This window comes from Lacrimispora sp. BS-2 (genome assembly GCF_040207125.1).
Taxonomy (GTDB): Bacteria; Bacillota; Clostridia; order Lachnospirales; family Lachnospiraceae; genus Lacrimispora.
Window position 1 is genome coordinate 1,930,974 of sequence record NZ_CP157940.1, and the last position, 26,038, is coordinate 1,957,011.

The 26,038-nt window shown below is 42.5% G+C and carries 23 protein-coding genes and 1 other RNA gene; 4 read left to right on the forward strand and 20 right to left on the reverse strand.

Annotated elements, in window-relative coordinates:
- Positions 1 to 64 precede the first annotated feature (64 nt).
- From ABFV83_RS09180 to ABFV83_RS09220, 9 genes are all read right to left on the reverse strand, one after another.
- On the reverse strand, positions 65 to 1,606 hold the full coding sequence (locus ABFV83_RS09180; protein WP_349948569.1) for an IS66 family transposase: 1,542 nt from the start codon (positions 1,604 to 1,606) through the stop codon (positions 65 to 67).
- 92 nt (positions 1,607 to 1,698) lie between these two features.
- Positions 1,699 to 2,055 carry an IS66 family insertion sequence element accessory protein TnpB gene (gene tnpB / locus ABFV83_RS09185; protein WP_349948570.1) on the reverse strand — a complete coding sequence of 119 codons (357 nt, stop codon included), beginning with the start codon at positions 2,053 to 2,055 and terminating at the stop codon, positions 1,699 to 1,701.
- Positions 2,049 to 2,408, reverse strand: a complete 360-nt coding sequence (locus tag ABFV83_RS09190; protein WP_349948571.1) for an IS66 family insertion sequence element accessory protein TnpB — start codon at positions 2,406 to 2,408, stop codon at positions 2,049 to 2,051. Before ABFV83_RS09190 ends, tnpB (ABFV83_RS09185) begins: the two co-directional genes overlap by 7 nt.
- A gap of 209 nt (positions 2,409 to 2,617) precedes the next feature.
- Positions 2,618 to 4,279: an IS66 family transposase gene (locus ABFV83_RS09195; protein ID WP_349945177.1), complete on the reverse strand. Its 1,662-nt coding sequence runs from the start codon at positions 4,277 to 4,279 to the stop codon at positions 2,618 to 2,620.
- Positions 4,280 to 4,394: 115 nt separating this feature from the next.
- Entirely contained in the window at positions 4,395 to 4,751 is a 357-nt protein-coding gene (gene tnpB, locus ABFV83_RS09200) for an IS66 family insertion sequence element accessory protein TnpB (protein ID WP_349945179.1), read from the reverse strand.
- The gene (locus ABFV83_RS09205) at positions 4,741 to 5,100 is read right to left on the reverse strand and encodes an IS66 family insertion sequence element accessory protein TnpB (RefSeq protein WP_349945181.1); all 360 of its coding nucleotides are present in this window, start codon (positions 5,098 to 5,100) and stop codon (positions 4,741 to 4,743) included. The genes tnpB (ABFV83_RS09200) and ABFV83_RS09205 overlap by 11 nt, the downstream gene beginning before the upstream one ends.
- A 206-nt stretch (positions 5,101 to 5,306) precedes the next feature.
- Positions 5,307 to 6,641 carry an Ig-like domain-containing protein gene (locus ABFV83_RS09210; RefSeq protein ID WP_349948572.1) on the reverse strand — a complete coding sequence of 445 codons (1,335 nt, stop codon included), beginning with the start codon at positions 6,639 to 6,641 and terminating at the stop codon, positions 5,307 to 5,309.
- Between the two features lie 1,328 nt (positions 6,642 to 7,969).
- The gene (locus ABFV83_RS09215; protein ID WP_349948573.1) at positions 7,970 to 8,059 is read right to left on the reverse strand and encodes a hypothetical protein; all 90 of its coding nucleotides are present in this window, start codon (positions 8,057 to 8,059) and stop codon (positions 7,970 to 7,972) included.
- 425 nt (positions 8,060 to 8,484) lie between these two features.
- Positions 8,485 to 8,643: a helix-turn-helix transcriptional regulator gene (locus ABFV83_RS09220; RefSeq protein ID WP_349948574.1), complete on the reverse strand. Its 159-nt coding sequence runs from the start codon at positions 8,641 to 8,643 to the stop codon at positions 8,485 to 8,487.
- 575 nt (positions 8,644 to 9,218) lie between these two features.
- Between ABFV83_RS09220 and ABFV83_RS09225 the strand changes: the two genes are divergently transcribed.
- Both ABFV83_RS09225 and ABFV83_RS09230 read left to right on the forward strand, forming a co-directional pair.
- Positions 9,219 to 9,887, forward strand: a complete 669-nt coding sequence (locus ABFV83_RS09225) for a hypothetical protein (protein ID WP_349948575.1) — start codon at positions 9,219 to 9,221, stop codon at positions 9,885 to 9,887.
- A 206-nt stretch (positions 9,888 to 10,093) separates the two neighbouring features.
- Entirely contained in the window at positions 10,094 to 10,456 is a 363-nt protein-coding gene (locus ABFV83_RS09230) for a tyrosine-type recombinase/integrase (protein WP_349948903.1), read from the forward strand.
- Between the two features lie 81 nt (positions 10,457 to 10,537).
- Here the strand turns inward: ABFV83_RS09230 and ssrA are convergent.
- The 5 genes from ssrA to ABFV83_RS09255 all read right to left on the reverse strand — a co-directional run bounded on the left by ssrA (position 10,538) and on the right by ABFV83_RS09255 (position 17,468).
- Positions 10,538 to 10,880: a transfer-messenger RNA gene (gene ssrA, locus ABFV83_RS09235) on the reverse strand.
- Positions 10,881 to 11,089: 209 nt separating this feature from the next.
- On the reverse strand, positions 11,090 to 12,424 hold the full coding sequence (locus ABFV83_RS09240; protein ID WP_349948576.1) for an FAD-dependent oxidoreductase: 1,335 nt from the start codon (positions 12,422 to 12,424) through the stop codon (positions 11,090 to 11,092).
- Between the two features lie 105 nt (positions 12,425 to 12,529).
- Entirely contained in the window at positions 12,530 to 13,573 is a 1,044-nt protein-coding gene (locus tag ABFV83_RS09245; protein ID WP_349948577.1) for a ribonucleotide-diphosphate reductase subunit beta, read from the reverse strand.
- A gap of 64 nt (positions 13,574 to 13,637) precedes the next feature.
- Positions 13,638 to 15,896 (reverse strand): ribonucleoside-diphosphate reductase subunit alpha, encoded by a 2,259-nt coding sequence (locus ABFV83_RS09250; RefSeq protein WP_349948578.1) that lies wholly within the window; start codon positions 15,894 to 15,896, stop codon positions 13,638 to 13,640.
- A gap of 609 nt (positions 15,897 to 16,505) precedes the next feature.
- On the reverse strand, positions 16,506 to 17,468 hold the full coding sequence (locus ABFV83_RS09255; protein WP_349948579.1) for a tRNA-dihydrouridine synthase family protein: 963 nt from the start codon (positions 17,466 to 17,468) through the stop codon (positions 16,506 to 16,508).
- A 139-nt stretch (positions 17,469 to 17,607) separates the two neighbouring features.
- Here ABFV83_RS09255 and ABFV83_RS09260 point away from each other — a divergent pair, with 139 nt between their 5' ends.
- Together ABFV83_RS09260 and ABFV83_RS09265 are read left to right on the forward strand one after the other, a co-directional pair.
- The gene (locus ABFV83_RS09260; protein ID WP_349948580.1) at positions 17,608 to 18,555 is read left to right on the forward strand and encodes an N-acetylmuramoyl-L-alanine amidase; all 948 of its coding nucleotides are present in this window, start codon (positions 17,608 to 17,610) and stop codon (positions 18,553 to 18,555) included.
- A gap of 506 nt (positions 18,556 to 19,061) precedes the next feature.
- Entirely contained in the window at positions 19,062 to 21,146 is a 2,085-nt protein-coding gene (locus tag ABFV83_RS09265) for a sodium-translocating pyrophosphatase (protein ID WP_349948581.1), read from the forward strand.
- A 128-nt stretch (positions 21,147 to 21,274) separates the two neighbouring features.
- Here the strand turns inward: ABFV83_RS09265 and rd are convergent, their stop codons facing one another.
- The 6 genes from rd to ABFV83_RS09295 all read right to left on the reverse strand — a co-directional run bounded on the left by rd (position 21,275) and on the right by ABFV83_RS09295 (position 25,997).
- A complete protein-coding gene (gene rd / locus ABFV83_RS09270) occupies positions 21,275 to 21,433 on the reverse strand; it encodes a rubredoxin (RefSeq protein WP_013272313.1) in 159 nt (52 codons plus the stop codon).
- A gap of 109 nt (positions 21,434 to 21,542) precedes the next feature.
- On the reverse strand, positions 21,543 to 21,887 hold the full coding sequence (locus ABFV83_RS09275; RefSeq protein WP_349948904.1) for a cupin domain-containing protein: 345 nt from the start codon (positions 21,885 to 21,887) through the stop codon (positions 21,543 to 21,545).
- A 46-nt stretch (positions 21,888 to 21,933) separates the two neighbouring features.
- On the reverse strand, positions 21,934 to 22,275 hold the full coding sequence (locus ABFV83_RS09280; protein ID WP_349948582.1) for an ArsC/Spx/MgsR family protein: 342 nt from the start codon (positions 22,273 to 22,275) through the stop codon (positions 21,934 to 21,936).
- A 100-nt stretch (positions 22,276 to 22,375) separates the two neighbouring features.
- Complete coding sequence (locus ABFV83_RS09285) at positions 22,376 to 23,989, reverse strand: mannitol dehydrogenase family protein (RefSeq protein ID WP_349948583.1); 1,614 nt, start codon at positions 23,987 to 23,989, stop codon at positions 22,376 to 22,378.
- A gap of 13 nt (positions 23,990 to 24,002) precedes the next feature.
- Positions 24,003 to 25,085 (reverse strand): mannonate dehydratase, encoded by a 1,083-nt coding sequence (uxuA, locus tag ABFV83_RS09290; protein WP_349948584.1) that lies wholly within the window; start codon positions 25,083 to 25,085, stop codon positions 24,003 to 24,005.
- Positions 25,086 to 25,322: 237 nt separating this feature from the next.
- Entirely contained in the window at positions 25,323 to 25,997 is a 675-nt protein-coding gene (locus ABFV83_RS09295; RefSeq protein WP_349948585.1) for a GntR family transcriptional regulator, read from the reverse strand.
- Between the last annotated feature and the right edge of the window lie 41 nt (positions 25,998 to 26,038).

Genomic DNA, 26,038 nt, shown 5'->3' on the forward strand with positions numbered 1-26,038 from the left:
CCGATCAACAACTGAGTGCCTTTAAAAATAACTTAGGATCAGTTATAATAACCGCCCCTAAGCATTAACGTTTACATTCTTTTTGTACTTCCTCTGACCAAGGCATTAGATTATCCAGTTCTTCTGGATGATTACGCCAGTCTGTACCTGGCATGTAAAGCAGTAAATATTGCAGATAGGTATATACGTTGAGATGATTCGCTTTTGCAGTCTCGGTGATACTGTATACTGCAGCCGATGCATCGGCTCCTTTTGGTGTATCGGCAAATAGCCAGTTTTTTCTCCCAACAGTAAATGGGCGGATGGCATTCTCTGCTACATTATTAGAAATGGAGCATCTTCCGTCAAGAAGATAATTCTCCATGTAGGGCCTTTGATTCTTTGCATAGGTAATCGCCTTGCCAAGAGCAGAACCATTTAGAACTGTTAAGTTGCAAAGCCAACTCCAAAAAGCCTCAAGAACTGGTTTTTCCAGGTCAAGACGCTTACAGAATCGTTTTTCCGGAGTCAGGCCTTTTAAATCTTCCTCGATTTTAAAAAGCCGGTTGCAGTAATCTCTTCCGATTTCTGCATTGGTTAGCGGAGCATCTTTGGCCTTTTTCGAAGGGATTGCTTCCACAAACTTTCTTCTAAGGTGTGCCCAGCAGCCACATCTGGTGATTCCGGATAACTTATTGTAACCAGCATATCCATCCGAGTGGACAAAACCTTTGACGTTCTTTAAAAAGGCTACCGCATGGTCTCCATTTCTGGAAGACTGGTAATCGTAAAGAATGATTGGTTCCTTTTCATCGTTACCTGTCCGGTAAAGCCACATGTAAGATTTCGTCTGTGGTTTCTTACCATCTTCCTTCAATACCTGGACTGGAGTCTCGTCGCAGTGAAGGATATCTCTTTCAAGGAGTTTCTTCCGGAGATGACCAGTGACTGGCATAAGATAATCCTGCGCACATCGAATAATCCAGTTAGCCATAGTCGCCCGGCTAAGCGCGATACCAAGCTGCTCCCAGTCCTTTTCCTGGCGGTAAAGAGGGAGACTGTTCACATACTTTTGGTACATAACATACGCAACGGAACTTGGTGATGCAAGGGAATGATTCATAAGCGACGTCGGTGTATTGGCTTTTTGGAAATACGGCTGATCCGTATGTTTACACTTGGGACATTCATAAGACATTCGAACATAGCGGACAATTCGAAGCTGTGCTGGAATGTATTCCAGCTCCTCACGGACAGTTTCTTTGCCAACAGGTTTTAATTCTGTTTTGCAATAAGGGCACTGCATGTCATCGTCATCCGATTCGCACAGAACTTCACGAACAGGAAGGTCTTTGATCAGTTCTTCCCGTGTGGTTTTCGTGGCAGACTTTTTGTAGCCATTTACATCAATAGTGATGGGCTCTTTTACAGAATTATCTGCTTCGACTTCCGCTTCATTAAAAAGGGAGAGTTGACCCTCCATTTGATTTTTTTGTGTTTTTTCGCTGGAGGAACCAAACTTTTCTTTCCGGAGCAGCATGACCAATTCCGTAAGATTACTGATCTGATTCTGTAAAATTTTTATTGTAGTTTCAAGGTGCTCAATATAGGCATCTTTATCATTCATTTGTCGTTGATTTCCTATCATTTTTGATAAGATAATTATACGATAGAATACACGATAAAGCCAGTAAATACAGGGCTTTTTATGTTTTTTTGCTAACAGAAGGATCCTGGCTTTGCCGGAAGAATTGCTGTCTTTTGTTCCAGTTCCAGACCTTCCATCAACCAGCGGAATTGTTGCCAGGTGATTGGATTTACTTCAGTTTCACAGCGTGGCCATTTAAAGTTTCCATTCTCCAGTCTCTTGTAAAGAAGAACAAATCCATCGCCTTCCCATAGCAGTGCCTTTAAGCGGTCTCTTCGTTTTCCACAGAACAGATACAGGGTTTTGGAAAAGGGATTTAGCTGAAACTGTTCCTGTACAATGGCAGCCAGGCCATCAATTGATTTGCGCATGTCAGTGTAGCCGCAGGCGATGTAGATTTCTTCTGCAATGCTGATATCTCCTAGCATATATGTTTCAGTGCAAGAAGCACCGCCTCAACAGTCTGTTGGTTCACGCCGTTGTATACTTCAATGGTGGCAGAGGGCAAATGTATCATAACTGCGGCCTGTGTTTGTGTTACAGGCGACTGGACCTCCAGCTTTTTAAAAGCAACTGTTTTCTCCGGTTCTACAACCGGAACAGAAAAGGAACCGCATGCTTCCAGACGAAGCTTACGAAGCCAGTAATAATAAGCATGATGTGTAATGCCAGCCTGAGTGCACCAGTCTTTCACCGTAAGATTACTGCCTTGGCATTCGAGAATTAATTGCTGCCACTGTTCCTTGCGGAAACGATTTTTAACTAAAGTAACTTCATCCATAAAAACTCCATTCCGAGCTCAAGTTGAAAAACTCTAACTTGATATTTGGAGTTGTTTTCTCATGGATGGCAACGATCATGTAAGGCACCTTGTTGTTATGCGCTTACGGATGGAGTGTTGCAATGTCAGAAAATATTAGAATAATAGTAAGTGGTAAACCACTCGTCCTATATTAAATTAATGCCGCCTATTTGGGTGGCTGCTAAATTTTACTTTTTCAGTTTTTTACAGCATTCCGGGATTTTAACTGACCATGGTACTAGATCTCCGATATAATCCTTCGGTTCATCATCAAGATGAATTAACATTTGTTCCAACAGATACCTGAAGTATTCGTATGGTTTTAATCCGTTTGCCTTGGCTGTCTCGGCTATGCTGTATAAAACACCGCTTGCATGTGCACCATTGACTGAATCAACGATGTGCCAGTTATGCTTTCCGACGCAAAAAGCTTTGATACTTCTTTCGGCGTCATTATTATCCAGTGGGATCATTTCATCTTCAAGAAACGTACGAAGATATCGCTCCTGGTTTAGCGAATAGGTAATTGCACCATAGGTCTTGGAACCCTTATCGATATCTGGTCTTGCCTGAAGTCTTTTCAGCCATTCGAAATAGGCGTCAACCAGAGGCTTTACGGATTTCTTACGGTTATCCAGCCGTTCCTCGGCAGAAGCCTCCTTATACATGTTATCGATATGATAGATGGCAGAAATTCTCCGGTTGGCTTCATCTGCAATCAGTCCATTGGCTGTACCTTTTCCAATGGATTTAATAAGTTCGGTCCAGCGCCTTTTGGCATGTGCCCAGCATCCTGCAACTTTTAGCTCATCCGGCCTTTCATTGGCAAGTGTATGATACACCTGATACCCATCTGTCATAAGAATTCCGCTATACCCTTCCAGAAATCTTCTTGGATTATCAGCCTTTCTGGTTGGCTGGTATTCATACAGAAAGATTGGTGGTGAGCCATACCGTGTGGAAGTGTGATACACCCACATGTAGTTCTTTGAATTCGGGCTGCGTCCGTCGTCAACGACCTTAAATGGGGTTTCATCGCAATGGATCAGTCTACTCTCAAGTATCCTGCGATGCATCTCTCGGTATACCGGACCAAGATATCTTTCGCTTAGTCGGATCATCCATCCGGCCATGACCTGTCTCGAGATTCTCACGTCATTACGTAAGAATTCTTCAGACAGTCTGTTAATCGGAACTGCATTGACATACTTGGCATTAAAAATGGAGGCAGCTAAGGCTGGTGTCAGGATACTGTTCTTTAACAGACGTTCAGGCCTGTCGGCACGAATAATACCAGTATCATTCTTTCCTGCATAAATAGCTACATGATGTTCGTGCACAAGAAATTTCGCCGGAATGTATTCCAGATCCTTGTATACTTCATTTGGCAGACGATGATAGCCGAAAGGAAAAAGCGCTTCCAGTCTTTCGTCAGAAAGAGTGTGCTCTTCAACTACAGTATCGATATCTTTTAGATCAGTTTCCCGCTTACCTTTTGATTTACGCTGCTTGATGATCATGACTGTTTCGATATCCGGTTCTTTCGGAATTCCATCTTCAACAGTTTTCTCTGCTTCATTGAGGACACAGGAATTATCCAGGTCAAAAGACAGCTGTCCATTGATCTGGGAGGTCTGCTCCGTTTTACGTCCAAATCTCTGCTGTGTTAGCACAGCAAGATTTTCCTGAAGGCCCGAAATCTTTTTCATGAGTTGGTCATTCTGAGATTGTATTCTTTCATTCTGTTCTCTGATTACAGTGAAAGATTCATTCAGCTGCATATACATCGAAATGAGAAGATCTTTTGGAAGTTTATTCAGTTCGTCCGGTGTGATCGTTGATTTATTCATAAGACGATTATATCACCCGAAAAGCCAGTCGCATAGTGTATTAGAAGGAATTTTGGAATTTGTGGATAACGGTATTCTGCTTTTAATGTACAAAGATGAATAATACACATTCAAACTAAAAAACGATTGGGTTGACCTTTTTGATAACTTTTTTCTGATCAACAGAAAGTCCATCCATAAGCCAGCGATATTGTTGGGAAGTGATTTCTCTTGCGTCAGACTCATTACGTGGCCAGATGAAGCTGCCATTTACTAATCTTTTATACAGAAGGACAAAACCGTCCTGTTCATAAATTAGCGCTTTGATCCGATCTGTTCGCTTTCCACAGAAGAGAAATATATTTCCTGTGTCAGTAGGATCCAGCTGGAATTCATTTCTTACAATGGCAACAAGACCATCAATACCACGCCGTAGATCTGTGTATCCACATGCGATGTAAACATGGCGAAATCCGACTGCATCATTTAACATTGGCAACCACCCCTAAGACCATAGTCAATAATTCTTTCGAAGTATCACTATTGACAGAGATGAAAGCGCCATTCATCTGTATGGTCAGGCTTTTTGAGGAAATGTTGTTTGTATTATATGTATGATCTAAAGAGACCGGCGCTTCTGGTTCTTCAAGTTCAACAAACTTCGTACCAACAGACTGGAGTGCTGCTTCTTTGACACGTCGCAGCCAGTAATAATAAGAATTGCGTGACAGCTGATGCTGCTCGCAGTAGTCATCAACCTTTAATCCGCTCTGAGCTCTGTCCTGAAAAATATCAATCCATTGCTGGATTCGGATCTTGGTCGTCGCCACCCGCGTATCCATATGAGAAACCTCCTTTGAGATTATTTTAGAAACTGTGAAAAGTTGAAAACCAACTTTTCACACCTGCCAACATTATCTCAAACTTTTGGTAACATTTGTAGGCACGAGTGGTTTACCATTTACGAATAATAAAAAGGCAGGTATCCATAAATTGATGCCTGCCGTATATAAAAGCTAAATTGATTGAAAGGGCGCAAATTTCGTTTTTAGTTTCTAACTCTAATATATATATATCCCATCACTTTGCCTTGGTCATCCTTAGCATTTGCAAGTGTTAGGCCTTCTCCAACTGCTGTAACTTTTCCTTTATTGGATATCGTTGCTATACCATTGTCCATTATGGTCCATGTGACTGACTTTGTAAAGGTATAGTCATCTATGGTTAATCTGCTTGATTGACCTATTTTTAAATCAATTGCCAAACGGTAGTCGCTTGCATCATCTATTATTAATACATTGATAAATTCTAATGTCCCATCAGGATATTTTGCACTTATCTTTGCGTTGCCTTTTGCTAACGCTGTTACTACTCCGTTTGAATCGACGCTTGCAATTGCCGGATTTGATGATGCCCAATTAACGTTTAAGTTTTCAGATAAATTATGATCAATACTTAATTGAAGTTGTTCATTCGGTTCCAAGACTACCTTTAATACATTACTAGAAGGATTTATTTCCTGAACTTTAGTTCCCCATGCAAATAAACCACCATAAACACCAATATGTGCTTTTGTACCGTCTGGGTTTGTTCCTTTACCTGCATTTTGCCAACCTGTGCTTGTAATGTTAAAATCTGAATCAATAGTAACATTATATAAGGCATTTGTTTTGGTTGCATTACATGGATCCATATATTGTGTAGTAGATCCGCAGTTAACTGCGGATCCATTTATTTTTTTTTCGGTATAATGATACATAAATGGCAGGCCTATAAATAATGAATTTTCAACTTTAGCACTTGCTTCTTTAACATACGCATTGTATCCACCATATCCTTCAGGAAACACACAGTTATAAAACTCATTCATCCAATCATCACCGCTTAAATGATAGAAAGAGACAGATGTGCTATTAAATATAATTCCGTATAATTTAACTTTAATTCTTGAGTTCCTAGAGTTCTCTACAATCATCCATTCCCCCACATTGTCAAACTTAACTTTACCCATTGTTTCCGCAAATAGAGAAAATTTCATTTTATCATAATCTGCGTTCAAATTATTTGAATTTCCTCCAAATAGGTTCTTTACATCGTAGGTACCATCTTTAATAATAATAGCTCCATCTTGGCGACAGTTTACATTTAGATAATCAATCCCTTTTTTAATAGATTGAAAAGGTTCATCTTTACTGCCTGTACCACTTGTATCGTTACCATTAGAACTGTCAATATAAATAATTTCTTTAAACTCTAAAGTTTCTTGATTTACTTTCAAATATTTTGTGTTTGTATCTGCCTTTGCTATTCCAACTGGCAAAACTAAGTTCAATATTAATGCCATAATAAATATAGTAATTACTCTTTTGTTAAGTTTTATCATACTTCTAATTCTCCATTCTATTAAATGCGCTCCTTAAAGCATTATAGCATATAAAGTAAGGCATTGTAAACTTGTTTGCGCTGACACCCTAACGTTTGTGCCAGATCAGAATGGTGCTCTACGGTTCCAGGATTAGTGAAATAGTACTATATTTATTTAGTATATATATCAATTGATAAGATCTACACTTGATGATAATATACAAGCATTCTAAATTGTAAGCGAATAAAACAGAATTACCGGAAACTATAACCGGTTATATTAATAAGCTTACATGTCATTCTTTACTTCAAAATGACTTTCTTTTTCTGTGACATCCTTTACTAATTTAGAATGCTTACCAGCTCTAAGGATTTCTCAACTGCTGTTCTTGACGATGTGGAAACAAAGTTAAAAAAATTAATGAAATTAATTCCAATTACAAAGCCAAAGGTCATTAGTGAGGTTGGATTTTCTAGCGATTTGATTTTTGATGGAAATTAAGAAATTGAGTATTTCATTTGAAAGAGTCGGAAGTTAATCCGACTCTAAACTCAAAAATGAATTTTTTTAGATATTTAATCGTTATCAACTACTTTTACAAGCTGGGCTTTATTAACCTTAAATGCTTTATCGTTGTTAACGTTATTGCATTTTTTACATAAAGGTACAATATACCAGAAGTCACGGGTATCATTCCCACTTTCTTGAACATGTCCGCCGACTTCCCAAGAGTTTTTATTACAACATGCACACAAAGTTGTTATTCCACAGTCATTCTTGTCTAACCAAAAATCCATCCATGATTTATAACCTTTCGGGTTTCAATCAGAAGTACCTTTAATGTTATGTACAATCATACTCATAATTCATTATCTTTCTTGATTTTATTTTAATTATTATAATCTAAAGTTCTTGAAAAGTGAACGGATCTCTATGTAGAACTGCGCTTTCATTGGAAATAAAACTAAATACGACAATATACAAGTGCTCCTGATCTGGCGGTGAATGCTTATTTTATTATAAGGAACGGTGGTGCGTAAAATGGCACAAGAAAAATCAAATAGACGTGTTAATACTACTGCACCGCCTAAGAACACAGCGATTTCAAAAATTAAGCACTTTGAAGATGATGAACCAAATTTTTATAAACGCCCGTCCTGTGGCATAAATTATACAAAGTAAGATGACAACTTTCCAGCCTCTCAAAGTGAACTATATGTGGGTTGGAATTATCATTTATCGATCTGCAAAAAGTGCTTAGACCAAACATTTAAGCACTATACGCAAGCTTATAGAAATGATGAAGATGCAGCAATACGAAGAGTTTGTGAAAAGTATGATATTTATTATTGTATCTCCTGATATGAAGGAGGATATCCATGGGATTTTATATACTGCACGATGAAGTCTTTTATTTGTTTGTGCCGTTCCTTCATTAATTACCTTTCTGACGCACGCTAATGGCTAAAATTCCGTTCATATTACTGTCCATGACAATTCTTTATCATCTAAGCCTCAAAACCGTCTAACTGGCTTAATAATTCAATCCCTTGACTGTGATTTATTCGGTTGATTGCAAGTGCTTTAATGCTGTTCTTATCTCGTTCACAGTAAGCCCTAAGCCAAGTATTGTTACCAGGGTCCACAAATCATCAAGCCTTAATATTTCAGGATTTGCAAAGCGATTATATAAGGTGCTAGTTGGTCTGTTAAATCTCTTTTACATTCCCTTCATGTTAATCTGTTTAATATCCATTCGCTTTTTAAGCGTCACACGTGCGACTAATTTCTTTTGCTCAAATTCTGATAGTTTTAGCTTTGGCATTTTTATACCTCCTTTTCAATGTGCTTAAATATGTAACTACTCAAGAAAAAAATCAATCGTAACTCCAAAATGATCAGCCAATATTTTTAACTTGTCCGCTTTTGGCTTGCTTCTTCCTGATTTCCAATATGAGAACCTTGTTTGCGAAATCCCGGTTGACTTTGCAACTTGATTCAATTCAAGAGGGCTGGACATAGCAAGAGAGATACAGAATCACGTGAATATATTTGGTGTAATTTTGATGTAGAAACTTTCTGTTCAAAATATCCTCATCTTTTTGAGTTGGTCTATTAGTGAAACTTTTGTTAGCCAAAAGAGAACATCAATCTTATAACAGGTTATCCCGGTTTCTTTATTTAGCAACACGGTAATTTTTGTTTAAAATAATTTCATATTTTTTATTCAGTATACAATCCCTTTTAGTATAACGGAGCCTGTGACTTTTTTTCTTGTCACTGGCTCTTTTTTTTGGTTTTCACTTTCTTTCATCATTATCAAATCTTTTTCTCTTAAAGAGTCCTTATCTTTCTCTGGTTCTTACTATTTTTCTATAAATTTATCAAATTTTCTCATATACCCTTTTGGCAATTCTGCGCTTTCTTTCTGGTTCTTTCTGATAAACAAAGCCTTTTCCCTGCTTATTCTTCCTACATTCCTTGATTAGCTAAATAAAAGGAAACTGAGTACCCCCTTTGACCCGAAAACAGCCCAAGTCCTCGCTAGAAACCTTTGCGCAATGAAAGCACAAAAAATAAAGGAGGACATGTAAAATGTCAAATACAAAAGCAAACAATATTTACAACAAATCAAACAATTTTAAAGTTTTAGAATCCCTATTGGCTTTTCTTCCTGAATCCGCTATAATGGCTCTCGACAGTGTGCTTAATGATGCTATGGCAAATAAAAGAGAACAAGTAAAAAAACAGCACCCCTATACCATTACTGCCCCATCAAGCGAGAAAGATCGCTGGCAGACTTCTTATCGGTATCCTAATGGTAGGCGTATCAACATTAAGGCAGCAACAGAAGAAGCCTTGTTGGATAAACTAATTCTTTTATACTCTTCAGATTCTGCAAAGAAGATAACTTTCTATGGTCTCTTTCTTGAATGCCTGGAATACAAAAAAGTAAGTGTAGATAGTCAAAATACTATCAAAAGACACGAACAACATTACGCCAAATATTTTAAACCATCTATCTTACATGAATGCAGGATTACAGATATTGGTGACCTGTTCCTTGAAATGGAGTGCAATCGTATTATCGTGGATTTTGACCTTTCCCGAAAAGAATGGACGAATATTAAAACTATTTTAATTGGTATGTTTAAATACGCTGTTAAGAGTAATTATCTGACAGAGAATCTTGTGGAAAAGATTGAAATTAAGAAGAAATTCAGACAGGTGAACAAAATAGTCAGGAAAATTGCAAGTCTTTAATACCGAGGAATCAGTAGCACTTCTTAACTACCTTAGACACATGTACAGCGAGACTGCTGACAATTCATATCTTGCTATTAAACTAAACTTTTATCTTGGTTTAAGAGTAGGAGAATTAGTTGCTTTAAAATGGAGCGATATTAGCGATGGTATTCTCCATATAAGTCCGTCAAGAGGTAAAGGATCATTATACAAACCATTTTAAGATAGTAGAGCATACGAAAGGCTGCCGTGAACGACTGGTAAGATTGGTACCAGACGCAATCGCGATTTTGCAGAACATAGAACATCGGGGCGAATACATATTCATGCGTAACGGAGAAAGAATCACATCAAGGCGTATTGCATATATTCTTAGAAAATACGCCAAAGATAGCCAATGTATAGTGAAATCTTCTCACAAGATAAGAAAGACATATGTTAGTCGTTTGGCCATGGGTGATGTTCCCGTAGATGATATCCGGAAAGAAATGGGTCATCAAGACCTGGAAACGACTTACGGATATATTTTTAATCCACTGACAGAAGAAGAAACGTATGCTTGCAAAGAAAAGTCTTTGAACTATTAAGCTGTCTACAACTGTATACAAGCTGAAAGACAAAAAAACAGCGGAAACCCTGATAAAATCTAGGTTTCCGCTATTAATTAAAAGTGGAGCAGACGGGAGTTGAACCCGTGTCCAAAAACCAATTCCCTGTTCTTCTACTATCATAGTTAGTTTATTGACATTCCCTCCACCGCCCGGGAACTAACACCCTGACAGCTTCAGTAGCTTCATATTACGACCGCATGCTCAAAGCTTTGCATACGTCGTTTCTCACATAGTCGATGCCGGGATCTTAAAGTGTGAGTGCCTTAAGGCCGACAAGCTGCATTAAGCAGCTAATGCTAATTCGTTATTGTTAGCGTTTATATTTAGGTTTGCCATTTAACGCATCGCATGCGGATAGCTTCACCAGCTGCATAGCCCCTGTCGAAACCAGTACTGCCCCTGACTGGTACTCTTCTAGAGAGCATTCTCATACTAACATGAATGAAATCAATTGTCAAGACCTGTGCATTTCCTGCTGCTATTACCTTGTGGCAACGCTGCCTTTTGATTCACCTTATTCCTTTTTTTGGTTTTTAATTCCTTCTGTTATCCGGCATCTCATCTAAAAGCCTATTTTTAACAGCAGGAAAAGCACACGCCCGCTAAAACCTATTCCGCCTGCAGAGCAGCCATTGTAAAGTAATTATAAGGCTGGTTAAAATGAGGCAGGAAGAAAATGTCCGTCAGCTTTAACCGGTCAATGGTTACCTGCTCCTGAATGGCAAGGGAGAACATGTGTATTGCCATGGAGATATCATATTCTGAGCATAATTGTGCTCCTAAAATGATGCGGGTCTTCTTATCGTATACAATCCTGATTTTCACCTTGTAATTGTCATGCTCAATAAAGGCCGGTTTTTGGGTATCCTCATAATCTGCCACTGCCGCATCATACCCCAGCTTTTGGGCTTTCGCATAGCTGATTCCTGTAGAAACCATCTTAAGATTCCAGATGCAGATTCCGTTGGATCCCTGAACGCCAACAGATTCAAGGGGTGTGCCGCAGACGTTATGTGCAGCCACGATACCGGAACGCACGGCATTGGTAGCCAGAGCAATGTAGTTTGTCTTTTGGATGGAATTATCAAAAACAGTGGCACAGTCACCGATCGCATATACATCCGGGCGGCTGGTCTGCTGCCGTTTGTCAACCAAAAATGCCCCATTGCGGAACAACTCAAGATCCTCTTTACCTAACTGGTTGTTAGGCTTAAAGCCGATTCCCAGTATTACCATATCGGCATGGTATTCCTTTTTGTCGGTGACTACCTTTTCTACCTTGCCGTTTCCTTCAAGCCTTGTCACCATTTCATCATAAACCAGCTGAATTCCATGGCTTGACAGGTTCTCAGACATGATATCTGAAAACTCCTGATCATAATAGCTGGACAGACAGGTGTGCATATTGTCGATCAGGGTGACATTCTTTCCCACACGGCGGAATGCTTCCGCCAGTTCAACGCCGATATACCCTGCCCCTACTACCACAATATCTTTTAAGGCGTTGTTATGTAGCTTGTCAATGACATCTTTCGCATTCTGAAATAATTTTACAAATTGAACGTTGTCCAGCTCTTTCCCTTCAATATCAGGAGAAATGGGAAGAGAACCTGTCGCAAGAATCAGTTTATCATATTCCTGCTGGTATCTCTGTCCATACTTTCCTACAGCAAAGACAGTCTTTTTATCATAATCAATGCGCTCAACTTTCGTTTCCATGTAGACCTTTGCGCCCTTTTTCTCAAAAATATCTTTGCTGCAATAAAACAGGCCTTCGGAGGAGTGAATCTGGTCCCCAATCCAAAGAGCCATACCACAGCCCAGAAAACTGATGTTGTCATTGGAATCAAATATAATAACTTTCTTGTCCTTATAATTATCTAAAATTGTGTTTATTGCTGCCGTTCCGGCATGGTTTGCGCCGATTACCACAATGCGTTCCATAAATTGCCTCCTTAATAATTGTTTTTCTTAATTATAACACGTTGTTAAAATAAAAACAATTATTATTATCGAAATCTATCTATTTTTTTCAACACATTTCACCTGCTACAGGTCATCCACCAGAGCGCTGCTTTTTGCATAGGCCGTGCTTTTTGCTTCAAAAAAATCAGTTTTGATCAGATTGGCATTGCTGTACTGATTGACCCATGTCATGGTTTCCGGCTCCCTCTCATGGCCCTCATAAATCCGCTCCCAGCCAAGGCTTGCACAGCGTAAGTTTCCCAGATACATGATATAGTCCGTGATCATTTCCCTTGTAAGTCCGGGCACTTCATCTCCGATGGCATAACAGCCCCAGGCGATCTCCTGCTCACAGCCTTCCCGGATCATGTCCCGGTAAACCTCTACCCGTTCCCTGGTAAACAACTCCGGTTCTTCCTTTTCCAGTTCCAGAATAATATTGCGGAACAGCCACAAATGAGTGTTCTCATCCCGGTTAATGTAACGGATCTCCTGGGAGGATCCGGTCATTTTATGGTTCCGACCCAGGTTATAAAAGAACATGAATCCACTGTAAAAATACACGCCTTCTAAAATAAAATTAGCCACCACCGCTTTCATGAAAGCATATGCGCTCTTGTCCTTTTGAAACTCATTGTACAGGTCACCGATAAAGGTGTTGCGGGCAAGAAGATGGGGGTCGCTCTTCCACTGATAGAGCACCTCATTCCGTGTCTGAGGTTCGCAGATGGTATCCAGCATATAGCTGTAGCTCTGGCTGTGTACCGCCTCCTGAAAAGTTTGAATGGAAAGGCAGAGATTGATCTCATTGGCAGTCACATATTCTCCAAGGGCCGGTAAATTAGCGGTCTGGATGCTGTCCAAAAACACCAGAAAGGATAATATCTTATCATAAGCTCTCCGCTCCTGAGGACTTAATAAAGGATAATCCTTCCTGTCCCTGCTTAAATTAATTTCTTCAGGTATCCAGAAATTATTCATGGCCTGCCGGTACCAGTCGCTTACCCAGGTGTATTTCATATTGTTAAAATCATTGAGGTTTGTGGTATTGCCGTTGATCATCCGCCGTTTTCTTACTTCAATCTCCCCATCCGGATGAAAAAGGGGTCGTTTTTTTAATTGTTCCATATCACTCTCTCCAAACTCTCCTGTTTTATTATGGTCAACCGGCCGTTTTAACCAGAACCGGCCTCTAACTGGAGCAGGCCTCGCATTCATCCACTTCCAGGCTTTTGGAGCGGATGTAGTAAATGGTTTTCACTCCCTGTTCCCAGGCCAGGATATAAAGCCCCAGCACCTGACGAAGGGTATAGTCATTGGTTATATAAAGATTCATGCTCTGGGCCTGGTCCACATGGCGCTGCCGGACTCCCGCTGCCCTCACAGACCAGCTCTGGTCAATATAATGGGCATTTTTATATTTCCAGAATGTTTCCGGTGATAAGTCCGGTGCCACCCGGGGAACCAGGCCATTCTTTTTTTCCTCCAGATAATACCGGTTCATGACCGGGTCCAGCCCTGCCGTGGTTCCGGCGATCATGCTGGTGCTGCTGGTTGGCGCAATGGCGATGAGCCAGCCATTTCTCATGCCGCCTTCTGCCACCTTTTCCCGAAGGCAATTCCACTTCTCAGAACAATATCCCCGTTTGTCAAAATATGCCCCTGTCTGCCACTCGCTGCCTTCATACAGGTCATATCTTCCTTTTTCCCTGGCAAAATCACAGCTTGCTTCAATTGCCGCGTAATTGATGGCCTCAAATACCTTGTCAGCAAATTTAAGATGCTCCTCTGATTCCCAGGAGATCCCGTTTTTTGCCAGCATGTGATGATATCCGCTTACCCCCAGTCCCACCGGGCGGTAGCGGAGGTTGGTGACTTTTGCATAGGGCACAGGGAAAAAATTCAGATCAATTACATTATCCAATGCCCGGACAGCACTTCTTGTCAATTCCGTCAGCTCCCCGGTCTCCTTAAGATCAATCTTTCCCAGAGAAAGGCTGGCCAGGTTACACACAACAAAGTCTCCCGGCCTTGTTACGGTAACCACCACAGTTTCCCCGTCCACTGTCTGTATCTGCTGGTCAACCTGCTCGACTCCGCTCATGTTCTGGGCAATTTCCGTACACAGGTTGCTGCAGTAAATAATGCCGCTGTGGCTGTTGGGATTGGCTTCATTTACAATATCCCGGTTAAAGGTAAAGGGCGTTCCTGTTTCCACAGCGCTCTTTAAGACCAGGCGGATAATATCTTTAATAGGAATGATCCGCTTGTGGATACGGCTGTCATTCACACAATCCAGGTAACGTTCCTCCCACTGGGCTCCATAAGAGTCCTCCAATGCCCAGCCCTTTATTGTCAGGATTTCATGAGGGCACATTAAGTACCAGTCTCCATCTATGTTCTCCTTTGCCTGCTTCCAGAACAAGTTGGGATAGCAGACAGCCGGAAAAACATCATGCGCCTTCATGCGGTCATCTCCGTTATTGGTCCTGAGAGTCAGAAACTCCGGCAGATCCTTGTGCCAGACATCCAGGTAAACCGCCACAGCTCCCTGCCTTACTCCAAGCTGGTCCACTGCCACTGCCGTATCATTGGCCAGCTTGATCCAACGGATCACGCCTCCCGCAGCTCCCTTAAAACCGCGGATCGCACTCCCTGCGGCGCGGACCTTTCCAAAATAAAGGCCCATACCTCCCCCGAACTTACTGACCTTTGCAAAGCTGTCAATACTCCGGTAAATGCCATCCAGGCTGTCCGGAACAGTATCGATAAAACAGGAGGAAAGCTGATGGTAAGGCTTTCTGGCGTTTGAGAGGGTGGGCGTTGCCATGGTAACCTTTAACGTACTGAGCATATCATAAAACCGTTTTACCCAGGTGTCCCGGTCATCCTTTTCCGGCATGGCAAGGTGCATGGCAATTCCAAGAAACATTTCCTGAGGCGTCTCTAAAGGTGCATTCCGGCGGCTGCGGATCACATACCGGTTAAGCAGCAGTTCAAGCCCGGAATAATTGAACAGATGGTTTCTGCTCTGATCCATATACGCTTCATACCGGTCAATTTCTTCTTTTTTATAATTCTCCAGAATGTAATCTCCGTAAAGCCCGTCCTCTGTCAGAAAACAGATTTTATCGTAAAAGCTTCCGATCTTCCTCCGGTCCAGCTCTTCCTTTAGCCTGGTTTCAAATCGCAGCATGAGCAGCCTTGCTCCTATATACTCCCAATCCGGCGCCTCCTGGGTCGTCAGTTCCACCGCCGCCTGGATAAGCGCCTCAAACCGTTCTTCCAGGCTCATATTTTTCTTACAGAACCCTGTGAATTTTACGGAGAGGTGACAGAGGTCATATGATGCAGAATCCCAATCCTTGCGGATTCCGTCTAAAATTCCCTCCAGTGACTTAACCTCTTTAAAATATTCCAGAATATCCTGTTTTCCATCTGCCTTATCCATTTATAATTCCCGCCATTCCATGTTTTATATTAGTATCAATAACTGTTATCGAATCTCATATGTAAAAATATACCACAACATATAGTTAATTTCAACTACCGGGATACAAAATATTCGTTTTTAAATGATCTGATTTTTTTATTATTGGCAGACAAAAGCCGCAAGATTAAGTCAAACGGATATTCCCGGTCCGCGCCCCTGCTTGATTCGGTTAAAAAACGCCTGAAGTCTTACATCGTAAGATTTCAAGCGTTATCACTAATATGAACATTATAAATAAAAAGCCCTCAAAATTCTTATCTGGCGCCACGAATATAAGGCTTTCCGGCCCGTGATTTTTGTGGGCCGAGCCAAACAGGGCCCTAACGTGATCAGGCAAGGAAGCATGGACAATGCCTGGGAGGAAAGGGGAACTCCAACAGTCTGCAGACGGATCTGCAGCGCATTGGCAGAGCCAAACAAAAAGGCATCTCTCCACATACCGAAAGTAAGGTAACGCCCCAGGATGATATCCTATCGTAACTATAGGTTCAAGCTTGAAACGTCAAATCATTAATTAAAAAAATTTATAATCATTTTGTATTTTTCTTATAAGCGTACATATTACTCCTATTCTCCGCCAAATGCTCCTCCAGTTTCTTTTAAATCCAGTTCTCCAAACAGGCTGTCAACCACTGCCCTGTAATCGGAAAGGTGCTGGGACTTCCGGATCTTTTTGCCAAGTTTTTCGCCCCCGTCAAACATCTGGATCATATAAGCCCATAACTCCTTCATCTTAAACAGGACATTGCGGTCCCCGGATATGATCTCTTCATATCCTTTGAGAACTTCGTCATGAAAGGCTTTTAGCTGCCTCTTTTCCATTTTCTCTCCGCTCTTTATTTCCTCTGCCAGGCCGGGATTTGCCACCATTCCCCTTCCAAACATGACACAGCCTATAGAAGGAAAGGCAGCAATGAATTTCTTATAATCTTCTGCTGAAAACAGGTTTCCGTTGTAGCACAAGGGATTCTTGCTTAAAGAGACCGCTTCCTCCATTACTTTCCAATCAGGCTGATTCCTGTAATAGTCCTTCTGGATCCGGGGATGGATGATCAGTTCCTCTATGGGATATTTGTTATAAATCTCCATAAGCCTTCCGAATTCTTCAGGGCTGTCCTTTCCGATCCTGGTTTTTACTGAGATTTTCATGTCCAATGAAGAAAAAATCTGATCAAAGAATATGGTAAGCTGCTCCGGTTCCCCAAGAAAACCGGACCCTCTGCCCTTAGAAATCACCGTTGGAGAGGGACAGCCCAGATTCAGATTCACCTCTTCATATCCAAATTGTTTTAATTCCTTTGCCGCCCATATAAAATCTTCCCCCTTGTTGGTGAGAATCTGAGGAATCACATGCAATCCCACGTTATGCTCCGGCAGAAAATCATTTTTTTCCCTGGAGGTAAATTTCCGGTTCTGGGTGGGCACGATAAAAGGAGTAAAATACACATCTACCTGCTTAAAAAATTTGTGGTGAGCGTTCCGGTAAATATAGCCGGTGATTCCTTCCATGGGGGCAAAATAATACTTCATATTTCAGTCTCCTTTTTCAGTTATTTCTATATCGGTACATTTTATCACAACAAGAGACAAATTCCTAGAAGGCCATTTACAGAATCTGCCAAATAGTGGTATAATGTAAGACAAAACGCATTATTCTGGAGGATCGATCATGACTCAATTAAAGAACTTAATACCAGCCGCCGCTAAGGCCCTTTTACTTGCCGTTCTTATTTCCACCACCTCCTCTTCCGTCTCATGGGCAGAAGAAGAAACCGGGCCAGCTTTTGCTCCTCCGGTAACCAAAACAGCAACGCCTGAAATCGGACCAGGCATGCGCAGCAGCTCCAACTTTATCGTCGTCCTGGACCCGGGCCACGGCAAGACAGGCGGACATTATTCCGGCTGCCACTTTGAATATAACGGAATTACCTACTATGAAGATGAAATCACCATGAAGATCGCCACTTATACAAAACAGTATCTGGAGCAGTTTTCCAACTATACGGTTTATTTAACAAAGGACAGCGCGGAAACCACCGTCCCTCTGGATCAGCGTGCCGCTTTTGCCGCCTCCGTACATGCGGATCTTTTTGTAAGCCAGCACATTGACTCGGCTTTGGGAAACGGTACAGTGAAAAATGCTTATGGAGTCAGCTCCATGGCTCCCAGGACCGGCCGCTATAACAATGATCTGGCCCTCCAGTCCCAGGAAGCCGCCAATACCATTTTAAAGCAGTTAAACACTCTGGGGCTTCACAACCGGGGACTGATCCTCCGGGATTCAGAGAACGGAACTTTATTTCCCGACGGAAGCCAGGCCGATTACTATGCAATTCCCCGTTATTCCCAGATGTATGGAATCCGTGGCTTTATCATTGAACACGGCTTTTTAAACCACACCAGCGACTTGACCCTGTTTCTGTCAACAGAGGAACAGTATAAGGCATTGGGAGAGGCGGATGCAAAAGGAATCATGGAATATCTGCAAAAAGCGGGAAAATCTGCATTTGTCCAGACAACTCAGACTGCTCAGGCAGCCCAGGGTGCCAATAACCAGAATGAAGGGACTGTTGCCCCTCCCCTTGTATCTGAAAGCAAAGGACCGGGCATGAATTAATATCTGCCGGTCAATGGCTTGCCGGAGAAAAATTGCAGCAGGCATCCTGCCCATAAAAGTACCAGCGCATAAGAAAGCCTCTGCCTTCATCCATGAGGGCAGAGGCTTTCTTATGCGCTGTTTTATTACTTTGTTAAAATACTGATAAAGCGATTCTTTGGGTGCATTCCATGAAAGGTTATTGCAGGACAGCAAAATAAGCAATGTCTCCCAGGATACTAAGTCCGGAAAGAAATAATAAAATTACTAATATTGCCGATAATAATCCTGTGAAATCCGAATATCATCATTATTAGATATCCACAGACTCGGTTATAATTGCAGAATCAAAAGCAAAAAACGCTGTTAAGAAAATGCTAAAAATAATGAAAAAATCCGGATTTCTTCATAATAATTATGATAAATCTCACCTTTTTTTAGTAAATTCATTCATTTTTTTATTGAAATTATATATTATTTGGTACTATAATGAAGTCATCAAAATACAAAACAGGAGGTATGAATTAATGGATGCAATTTATTTTGTATCAATGGGGTCATTGTTGGGGATATTCTTTGCCTGGGTCATGTTTCTTCGTGTCAAAAAACAGCCAGAGGGCACCTCAGAGATGACCCGGATCTCTGAAGCTGTAAGAAAAGGGGCAAATGCCTACTTAAAACGGCAGTATTCAGGGGTCGCAATATTTTTTATTGCAGTTTTTTGTATTTTACTGGTTATGGCCTTTAACGGGTTCTTAAGCTTTTTTACCCCGTTTGCATTTTTGACGGGCGGCTTTTTCTCAGGTCTGTCCGGGTTCATAGGCATGCGGACGGCAACTATGGCTAACTGCAGAACCGCAGAAGGAGCTTCAAAAAGCTTAAATAAAGGACTCCAGGTGGCCTTCTCAGCCGGTTCCGTTATGGGCTTTACCGTAGTTGGACTTGGTCTTCTGGATCTTTCTATTTGGTATTTCATTTTAAACGCAGCCTTTCGTCATCTTCCGGCAGACCAACGAATTGCAGAAATAACAGCGAATATGCTGACCTTTGGTATGGGCGCCTCCAGTATGGCCCTCTTTGCCAGGGTCGGCGGCGGTATTTTTACCAAGGCTGCAGATGTGGGGGCAGATCTTGTTGGTAAGGTGGAAGCCGGTATTCCTGAAGACGATCCGCGTAATCCGGCTGTTATTGCTGATAATGTAGGGGATAATGTAGGGGACGTAGCCGGAATGGGGGCTGATCTCTATGAATCCTATGTTGGCTCCATTGTTTCAACTGCTGCTCTTGCGGTTGCCGCAGGATATGGACTCAAGGGCGTGTCCATACCCATGCTCCTTGCAGCTCTGGGTGTTGCAGCATCCGTCATTGGCACCTTTTTTGTCAAGACAGAGGAAGGAGCCTCTCAGAAGAATCTTCTCAAAGCGCTGAGAACCGGTACCTATATTAGTGCAGCAATCATTATTATTGCAGCGTTTTTTATCATAAAGCTGATGCTTCCCGATCATATGGGACTTTATGCTGCCATTCTTTCGGGATTGATTGCAGGAGTTTTAATCGGAGCTATTACAGAATATTACACATCAGACACCTATAGCCCTACCCAAAAATTAGCGGAGTCCAGTGAAACCGGAGCCGCAACAGTAATTATCAGCGGATTATCCCTTGGTATGCTTTCTACTGTCGCACCGGTAATAATTGTAAGCATTTCTGTCCTTGTAAGTTACTATTGTTCCGGAGGCGCCAATGATTTTAATCTCGGACTTTACGGCATCGGCTTATCTGCAGTTGGAATGTTATCCACTTTAGGAATTACACTGGCCACGGATGCTTACGGACCAATCGCTGACAATGCCGGCGGCATTGCCGAGATGACACATATGGATGCTTCCGTAAGACAGAGAACAGATGCCCTTGACTCTCTGGGCAATACCACTGCTGCTACAGGAAAAGGATTTGCTATCGGATCCGCTGCCTTGACTGCTCTTGCACTGATTGCTTCCTATGTTGATAAAGTACATCAGATCCAGCCGGATTTAAATCTGGATTTAACCATAACCAATCCAAAAGTACTGGTCGGATTGTTAATTGGAGGTGTATTACCGTTCTTATTTGCTGCTCTTACCATGGAAGCCGTTGGCAAAGCTGCTCAGGCAATCGTATTGGAAGTCCGCCGTCAATTTAAGACCATAACCGGGATTATGGAAGGAAAAACGGAACCGGATTATGCTTCCTGCGTTGACATGTGTACAAAATCAGCCCAAAAGCTGATGATCGCACCGGCCATGATAGCCGTTATTATTCCTATTGTTATTGGCTTGTTATTAGGGCCGGAAGGTGTATCGGCTCTTCTTGCCGGTAATACCGTTACCGGTTTTGTACTTGCAGTTATGATGGCTAACTCCGGAGGCGCATGGGATAATGCAAAGAAGTATATTGAACAGGGCGCACATGGCGGAAAGGGAAGCAGCCAGCATAAAGCCGCAGTAGTAGGCGACACCGTAGGAGATCCGTTTAAGGATACTTCCGGACCATCGATCAACATTCTCATAAAGCTTACTTCCATGGTTTCTATCGTATTTGCATCCCTTGTCCTGACCTTCCATTTATTATGATGAAAGATACGTACTCCGGCTGATTCTCAAAAGAACAAAAAAACCTTCAAGCCCGGCAGATCATCTGCCGATAGCTTGAAGGTTTTATTTGCCGGCCATTTGCCCTGGGGCATGGTATGGCCGCAATATTACTCTTCAACAAACATGTCCTTACCAACTCCGCAAACTGGACAAACCCAATCTTCGGGTAAATCTTCAAATGCAGTACCTGGCTCAATGCCAGAATCTGGATCACCGATTTCAGGATCGTACACATATCCGCATGGCTCGCAAACATACTTTCCCATCCCTATCACCTCCTTTAACTTACTGTGCTTTCTTTATAGCATATAATACCATTTTTATCAATAGATTTGTTTCCCATGTTCCATTTTTATTTCCTGGAAGACTCCTTATTTATAGAAAATCTTCTCTCATGGGTGTAAAGATATCTACCAGTATTCCCTTTTCAAGGCATACGCAGCCATGGGTGATTCCATTCTGCTTTAAAAGGCTGTCTCCTGCTTCTACGACCTTCTTTTCATCTCCTATGGTGAACTCAAACTTTCCGCTGGCAACATAGGTGATCTGGGTATGAGGGTGACTGTGGAGATTTCCCACTGCTCCCTTCTCAAACTGATTTTCCACACACATCATGCCATCACAGTATGCCAGAACCTTTCTGACAACACCTTCTGAAGCCTGTTCTCCTTCTATGTCCTTATTAAATACCCACATCTGATCTTTCTGCGGTTTTTTCATCATACCTTCTCCTGGCTCCTTTCTGTCAAGCGGATCTTCGCAATCCCTAACTCCAATTTTTCCACACCTCCGGCTGGTATCCAACCGTAGCCAGCTTTCCGTTTCTGACAATAGGTGTTTTCAATACCTTCTGGTTCTCCAAGACCTTTTCATCTTTATCCTCACCGGCAATATATCTGATAAGCGCCAGGGCTTCCTGATCCTTACATTTTTCATCAAGCATAGCATCAAGTCCTCCTACTGCCTGCTTGACTCCATTGTACTCGCCTTTGCTCAGCCCCTTTTCTTTCATATCAATAAACTGATATTTGATTCCACGTTCCTTGAAATAGCGCTGTGCTTTCTTGGTATCAAAACATTTTCCGGTTCCAAAAATTTGTATGTTCACGGGTCTTGTCCACCTTTCTGGTACTTTTCTTTTTGACAGGCCAATTATAGCACAGGGAACCTCTGGTTTCAATAACCAGGAGTTCCCCACTTTCATCATATTATTTTACATACCGGTGTAATGTCTTTCTCACTGCTCCCGGACCTTCCAGCATTTCATAAAGCATGGCCTCGATCTTTCCGGAAAGACCTGCCTGAACCAAATCGGTTCCAAAAAGAAGGGGATTGGAAAGGATCTCTTCAAGTCCCTCTTTTCCATCAGGCTTTTCTCCCAGCCTGATTCCCTTTAACTGCTCTTTTAATTCTGAAAGCATTGGATCGCTGCTGATATCCATGTTTTTTCCCTCATCATCCATACCAAGGAGATAGCGGAGCCAGCCGGCAATTGCCAGCGGGATAGCGGTCAGGTTCCGGACATCCAGATGATCATCTGCCAGATAAGCCTTTATGGTTTCTCCAAAGCGGATGGGGATCTTCTGGCTGGTATCGGTTGCAATCCTCTGTGGGGCATCGGGGATAAATGGATTAGGCAGACGGTATTCAATGACCTCCCTGATAAAATCCTCAGGGCTTAAGATTCCCGGATCCGTAACCACCGGCAGGCCTTCCTTGTAACCGATCCGCTCCACAAGGGCTGTCAAATCCTCATCCCTCATCTCTGCGGCTATGCTGTTATATCCCAACAGGCAGCCGAACACCGCCAATGCAGTATGCAGGGGATTTAAGCAGGTGGTAACCTTCATCCGCTCTGTCTTGTTTACCGTATCCCTGTCCGTCAAGTATACCCCAGCCTTTTCAAGGGCAGGACGTCCGTTTGGAAACCGGTCTTCCACCACTAAATACTGAGGGATCTCCGCATTGACAAAGGGGGCAATGTATGTGTTCTTGCCGGTGATAATGGGCGCCATATCTTCGATTCCATCTTCCTCCAGTAATTTCTGCACCACCTCTGCTGGACGGGGAGTGATCTTATCGATCATGGACCAGGGGAAGGAAACCTTATGTTCATCCTGGACCCAGGAAAGGAAGTTCCCGGAAGCAAACCCCTTTTCAGTCCATGCCCTTGCAATGGAAAGGATGCTGTCTTTTAGCTTTTCTCCGTTATGGCTGCAATTGTCCATGCTGACCAATGCCAAAGGATGGCCTCCTGCAAGATACCGTTTAAGAAGAAGGGCCGTCACAACGCTCATGGCATGGCTGGCTTTTTCCGGGCCTTCTTCCATGTCCTTTTCCACAACAGGAAAAAGCTCTCCACGGAAATTAGCAAGGGAATATCCTTTTTCGGTTATGGTAAAGCTCACCATCTGCAGAGATGGATTCTCAAAAGCCTTTACCAGATATCCGAAATCCTTTTCATTGCCCACATCAGCCTTTACGCCCCTGGCAACGCTTGCCACTATCTCCCGGTCCATGGTTCCGTCCGGTTTCAGGCCGACCATCATGGTCATATTATCAAAGGGAGTATATATTTTATCAATGATATCATAATCAAACGTATCTGTTGCTATGATGCCGCTTTTTTCAAGGCCTTCATTCAGCAGGCGCTGCTGCAGCACTGCGATGAATCCCCGGAAAATATTCCCTGCACCAAAATGGATCCATTTCGGCGACTGATCCGTGGTCGACCTCATTTTTTCCCAGTCAAATTCCGGCAGCTTTACAGAAGCCTTTTCCCAGGCTTCCCGGTTTGTTAAACAGGACCGATTCAGTTTCATAAATCCATGCCTCCTATTTTCTGTTTTTATGGGTTTTATCAATGGCTTCCCAAAGACCTAATAAGTAATTTGCCCCAATGGCCCGGTCGTACAGGCCATATCCCGGACGGGCCTGTTCTCCCCAGATCATGCGTCCGTGATCCGGGCGTATATATCCCTCAAAGCCGGACTCATAAAGAGCCTCTACAATGGCAAACATGTCTAAATCCCCGCAGGAAGAAAGATGAGCCGATTCATCAAAATCCTTTTCCGAAATATGGTGAACATTCCTGATGTGGGCAAAATGTATCCGCTTCCTGTTTCCAAACTCCCGCATCATGGCTGGAATGTCATTGCTTAAATCACTTCCCAGACTGCCGGTGCATAAGGTCAGCCCATTATAGGGACTGTTGTTTAAGTCAAGAAACGTCCGGATATTTTCCGCATTGGTAATGACCTTTGGAAGCCCGTAAAGAGGCCACGGCGGATCATCTGGATGAATCGCCATTTTAATATCATACTTCTCCGCATAAGGAACTACTGCATCCAGGAAATACTTCATATTGGCCCAGTATTGCTCCCTTGTCATGGACTGGTAAAACTCAATGTCCTGGGCCATGGCATAAAGCCGCTCCGGCTCCCAGCCCGGCAGGGAGTATCCTCTGGCTTTTCCCTCCATGGCCTTTGCCATTTTTTCCGGATTCATCTGAAGCACCTCATCGTGGCGGTAAGCCATAACATAGCTTCCGTCTTCCGTCTGAAAGGCAAGATCACTCCGCGCCCAGTCCATTACAGGCATAAAATTATAGCAGAGGCATTTAACCCCTGCCAGGCTTAAATGCTCCAGTGTCTTTATATAAGCATCAATATACTCATCCCGGGTGGAAAGGCCTTTCTTTATGTCTTCATGGATATTGACGCTTTCGATTACCTCCATCTCAAGACCTGCCTCATTGATTTCCTTTTTCAGGGCTTTTATGGTCTCCAGGGACCAGACCTGTCCCACTGGTACCTTGGGCAGGCAGGTGGCTACACCGGAAACTCCCGGTGTCTGGCGGATCTGGCCGAGGGTCACGCTGTCATCCCCAAAGGGAAACCAACGCATAATCATTTTCATGTTTGAATACCTCCGTTTCTTTGCGGCTATTAAGTCCTGTTTTAAGTATATATCTAGTATACTAGTAGTTCAATCAGCATATTTCATAAATATTGACTATTTTTTTATGTATTATGTACAGGCTTCCGGCTGTTCTCAATGATTTGCATCCGGTCATCAGAAAAGCGGTAATAAGAGATAGGGCTTTCCCTCTCTTATTACCGCTTTCATTATGCATTATGAATCATAAAGGTTGAATCACAGGAAATACCCCGGATATTCTCTTCGCAAGGCTTCCTCATCAATCTTATATCTGGATAAATGCTTATCCATCAGTTCTTTTGCCAGATCACCCTCCTTTGCAGCAATGGCTTCCACAATGGCCTGGTGGTCGGAAACTGTCTTTAAATCCTTTACTGCAATCAGAGACATGCTGCGTATCCTGTCAAAATGAATGGTGATGCTGTCCATAAGCTGATAAACCTGGTCCTTGCCGGTTATGTGAAACAGCAGCCGGTGAAATTCATCATCCAGCTTAAGAAGCTGCTCAGGTGAACGGTTTTCCAGATAAAATTCCTGAAGCTTTACATTATCTTTTAACTCCCTGACCGCATCTTCCCCAGCCGTCTTACAGGCCAGCTCCACTACCGCGCATTCCAGAACATTGCGCATAAAACGCGCCTCTTCCACCAGCTTATAATCGATCAAAGCCACCGCGCTTCCCTTTTGGGGGTAAATTTCCACGATTTTCACCTTTGACAGCTCAATCAAGGCTTCTCTCACCGGGGTCCGGGACAAATTCATTTCTGAGGATAATTCATTTTCGCTCAGCAGCTTTCCCGGAACCAGATCAAGATGTATGATATTATCCTTTAGCATCCTGAGTGCATATTCCCTTCCAGTCTCTTTGGGATACCGTTCTGTCAGCCGCATATCATGACCTCTTTTCTCAAATTCTGTTCATACATAGAATA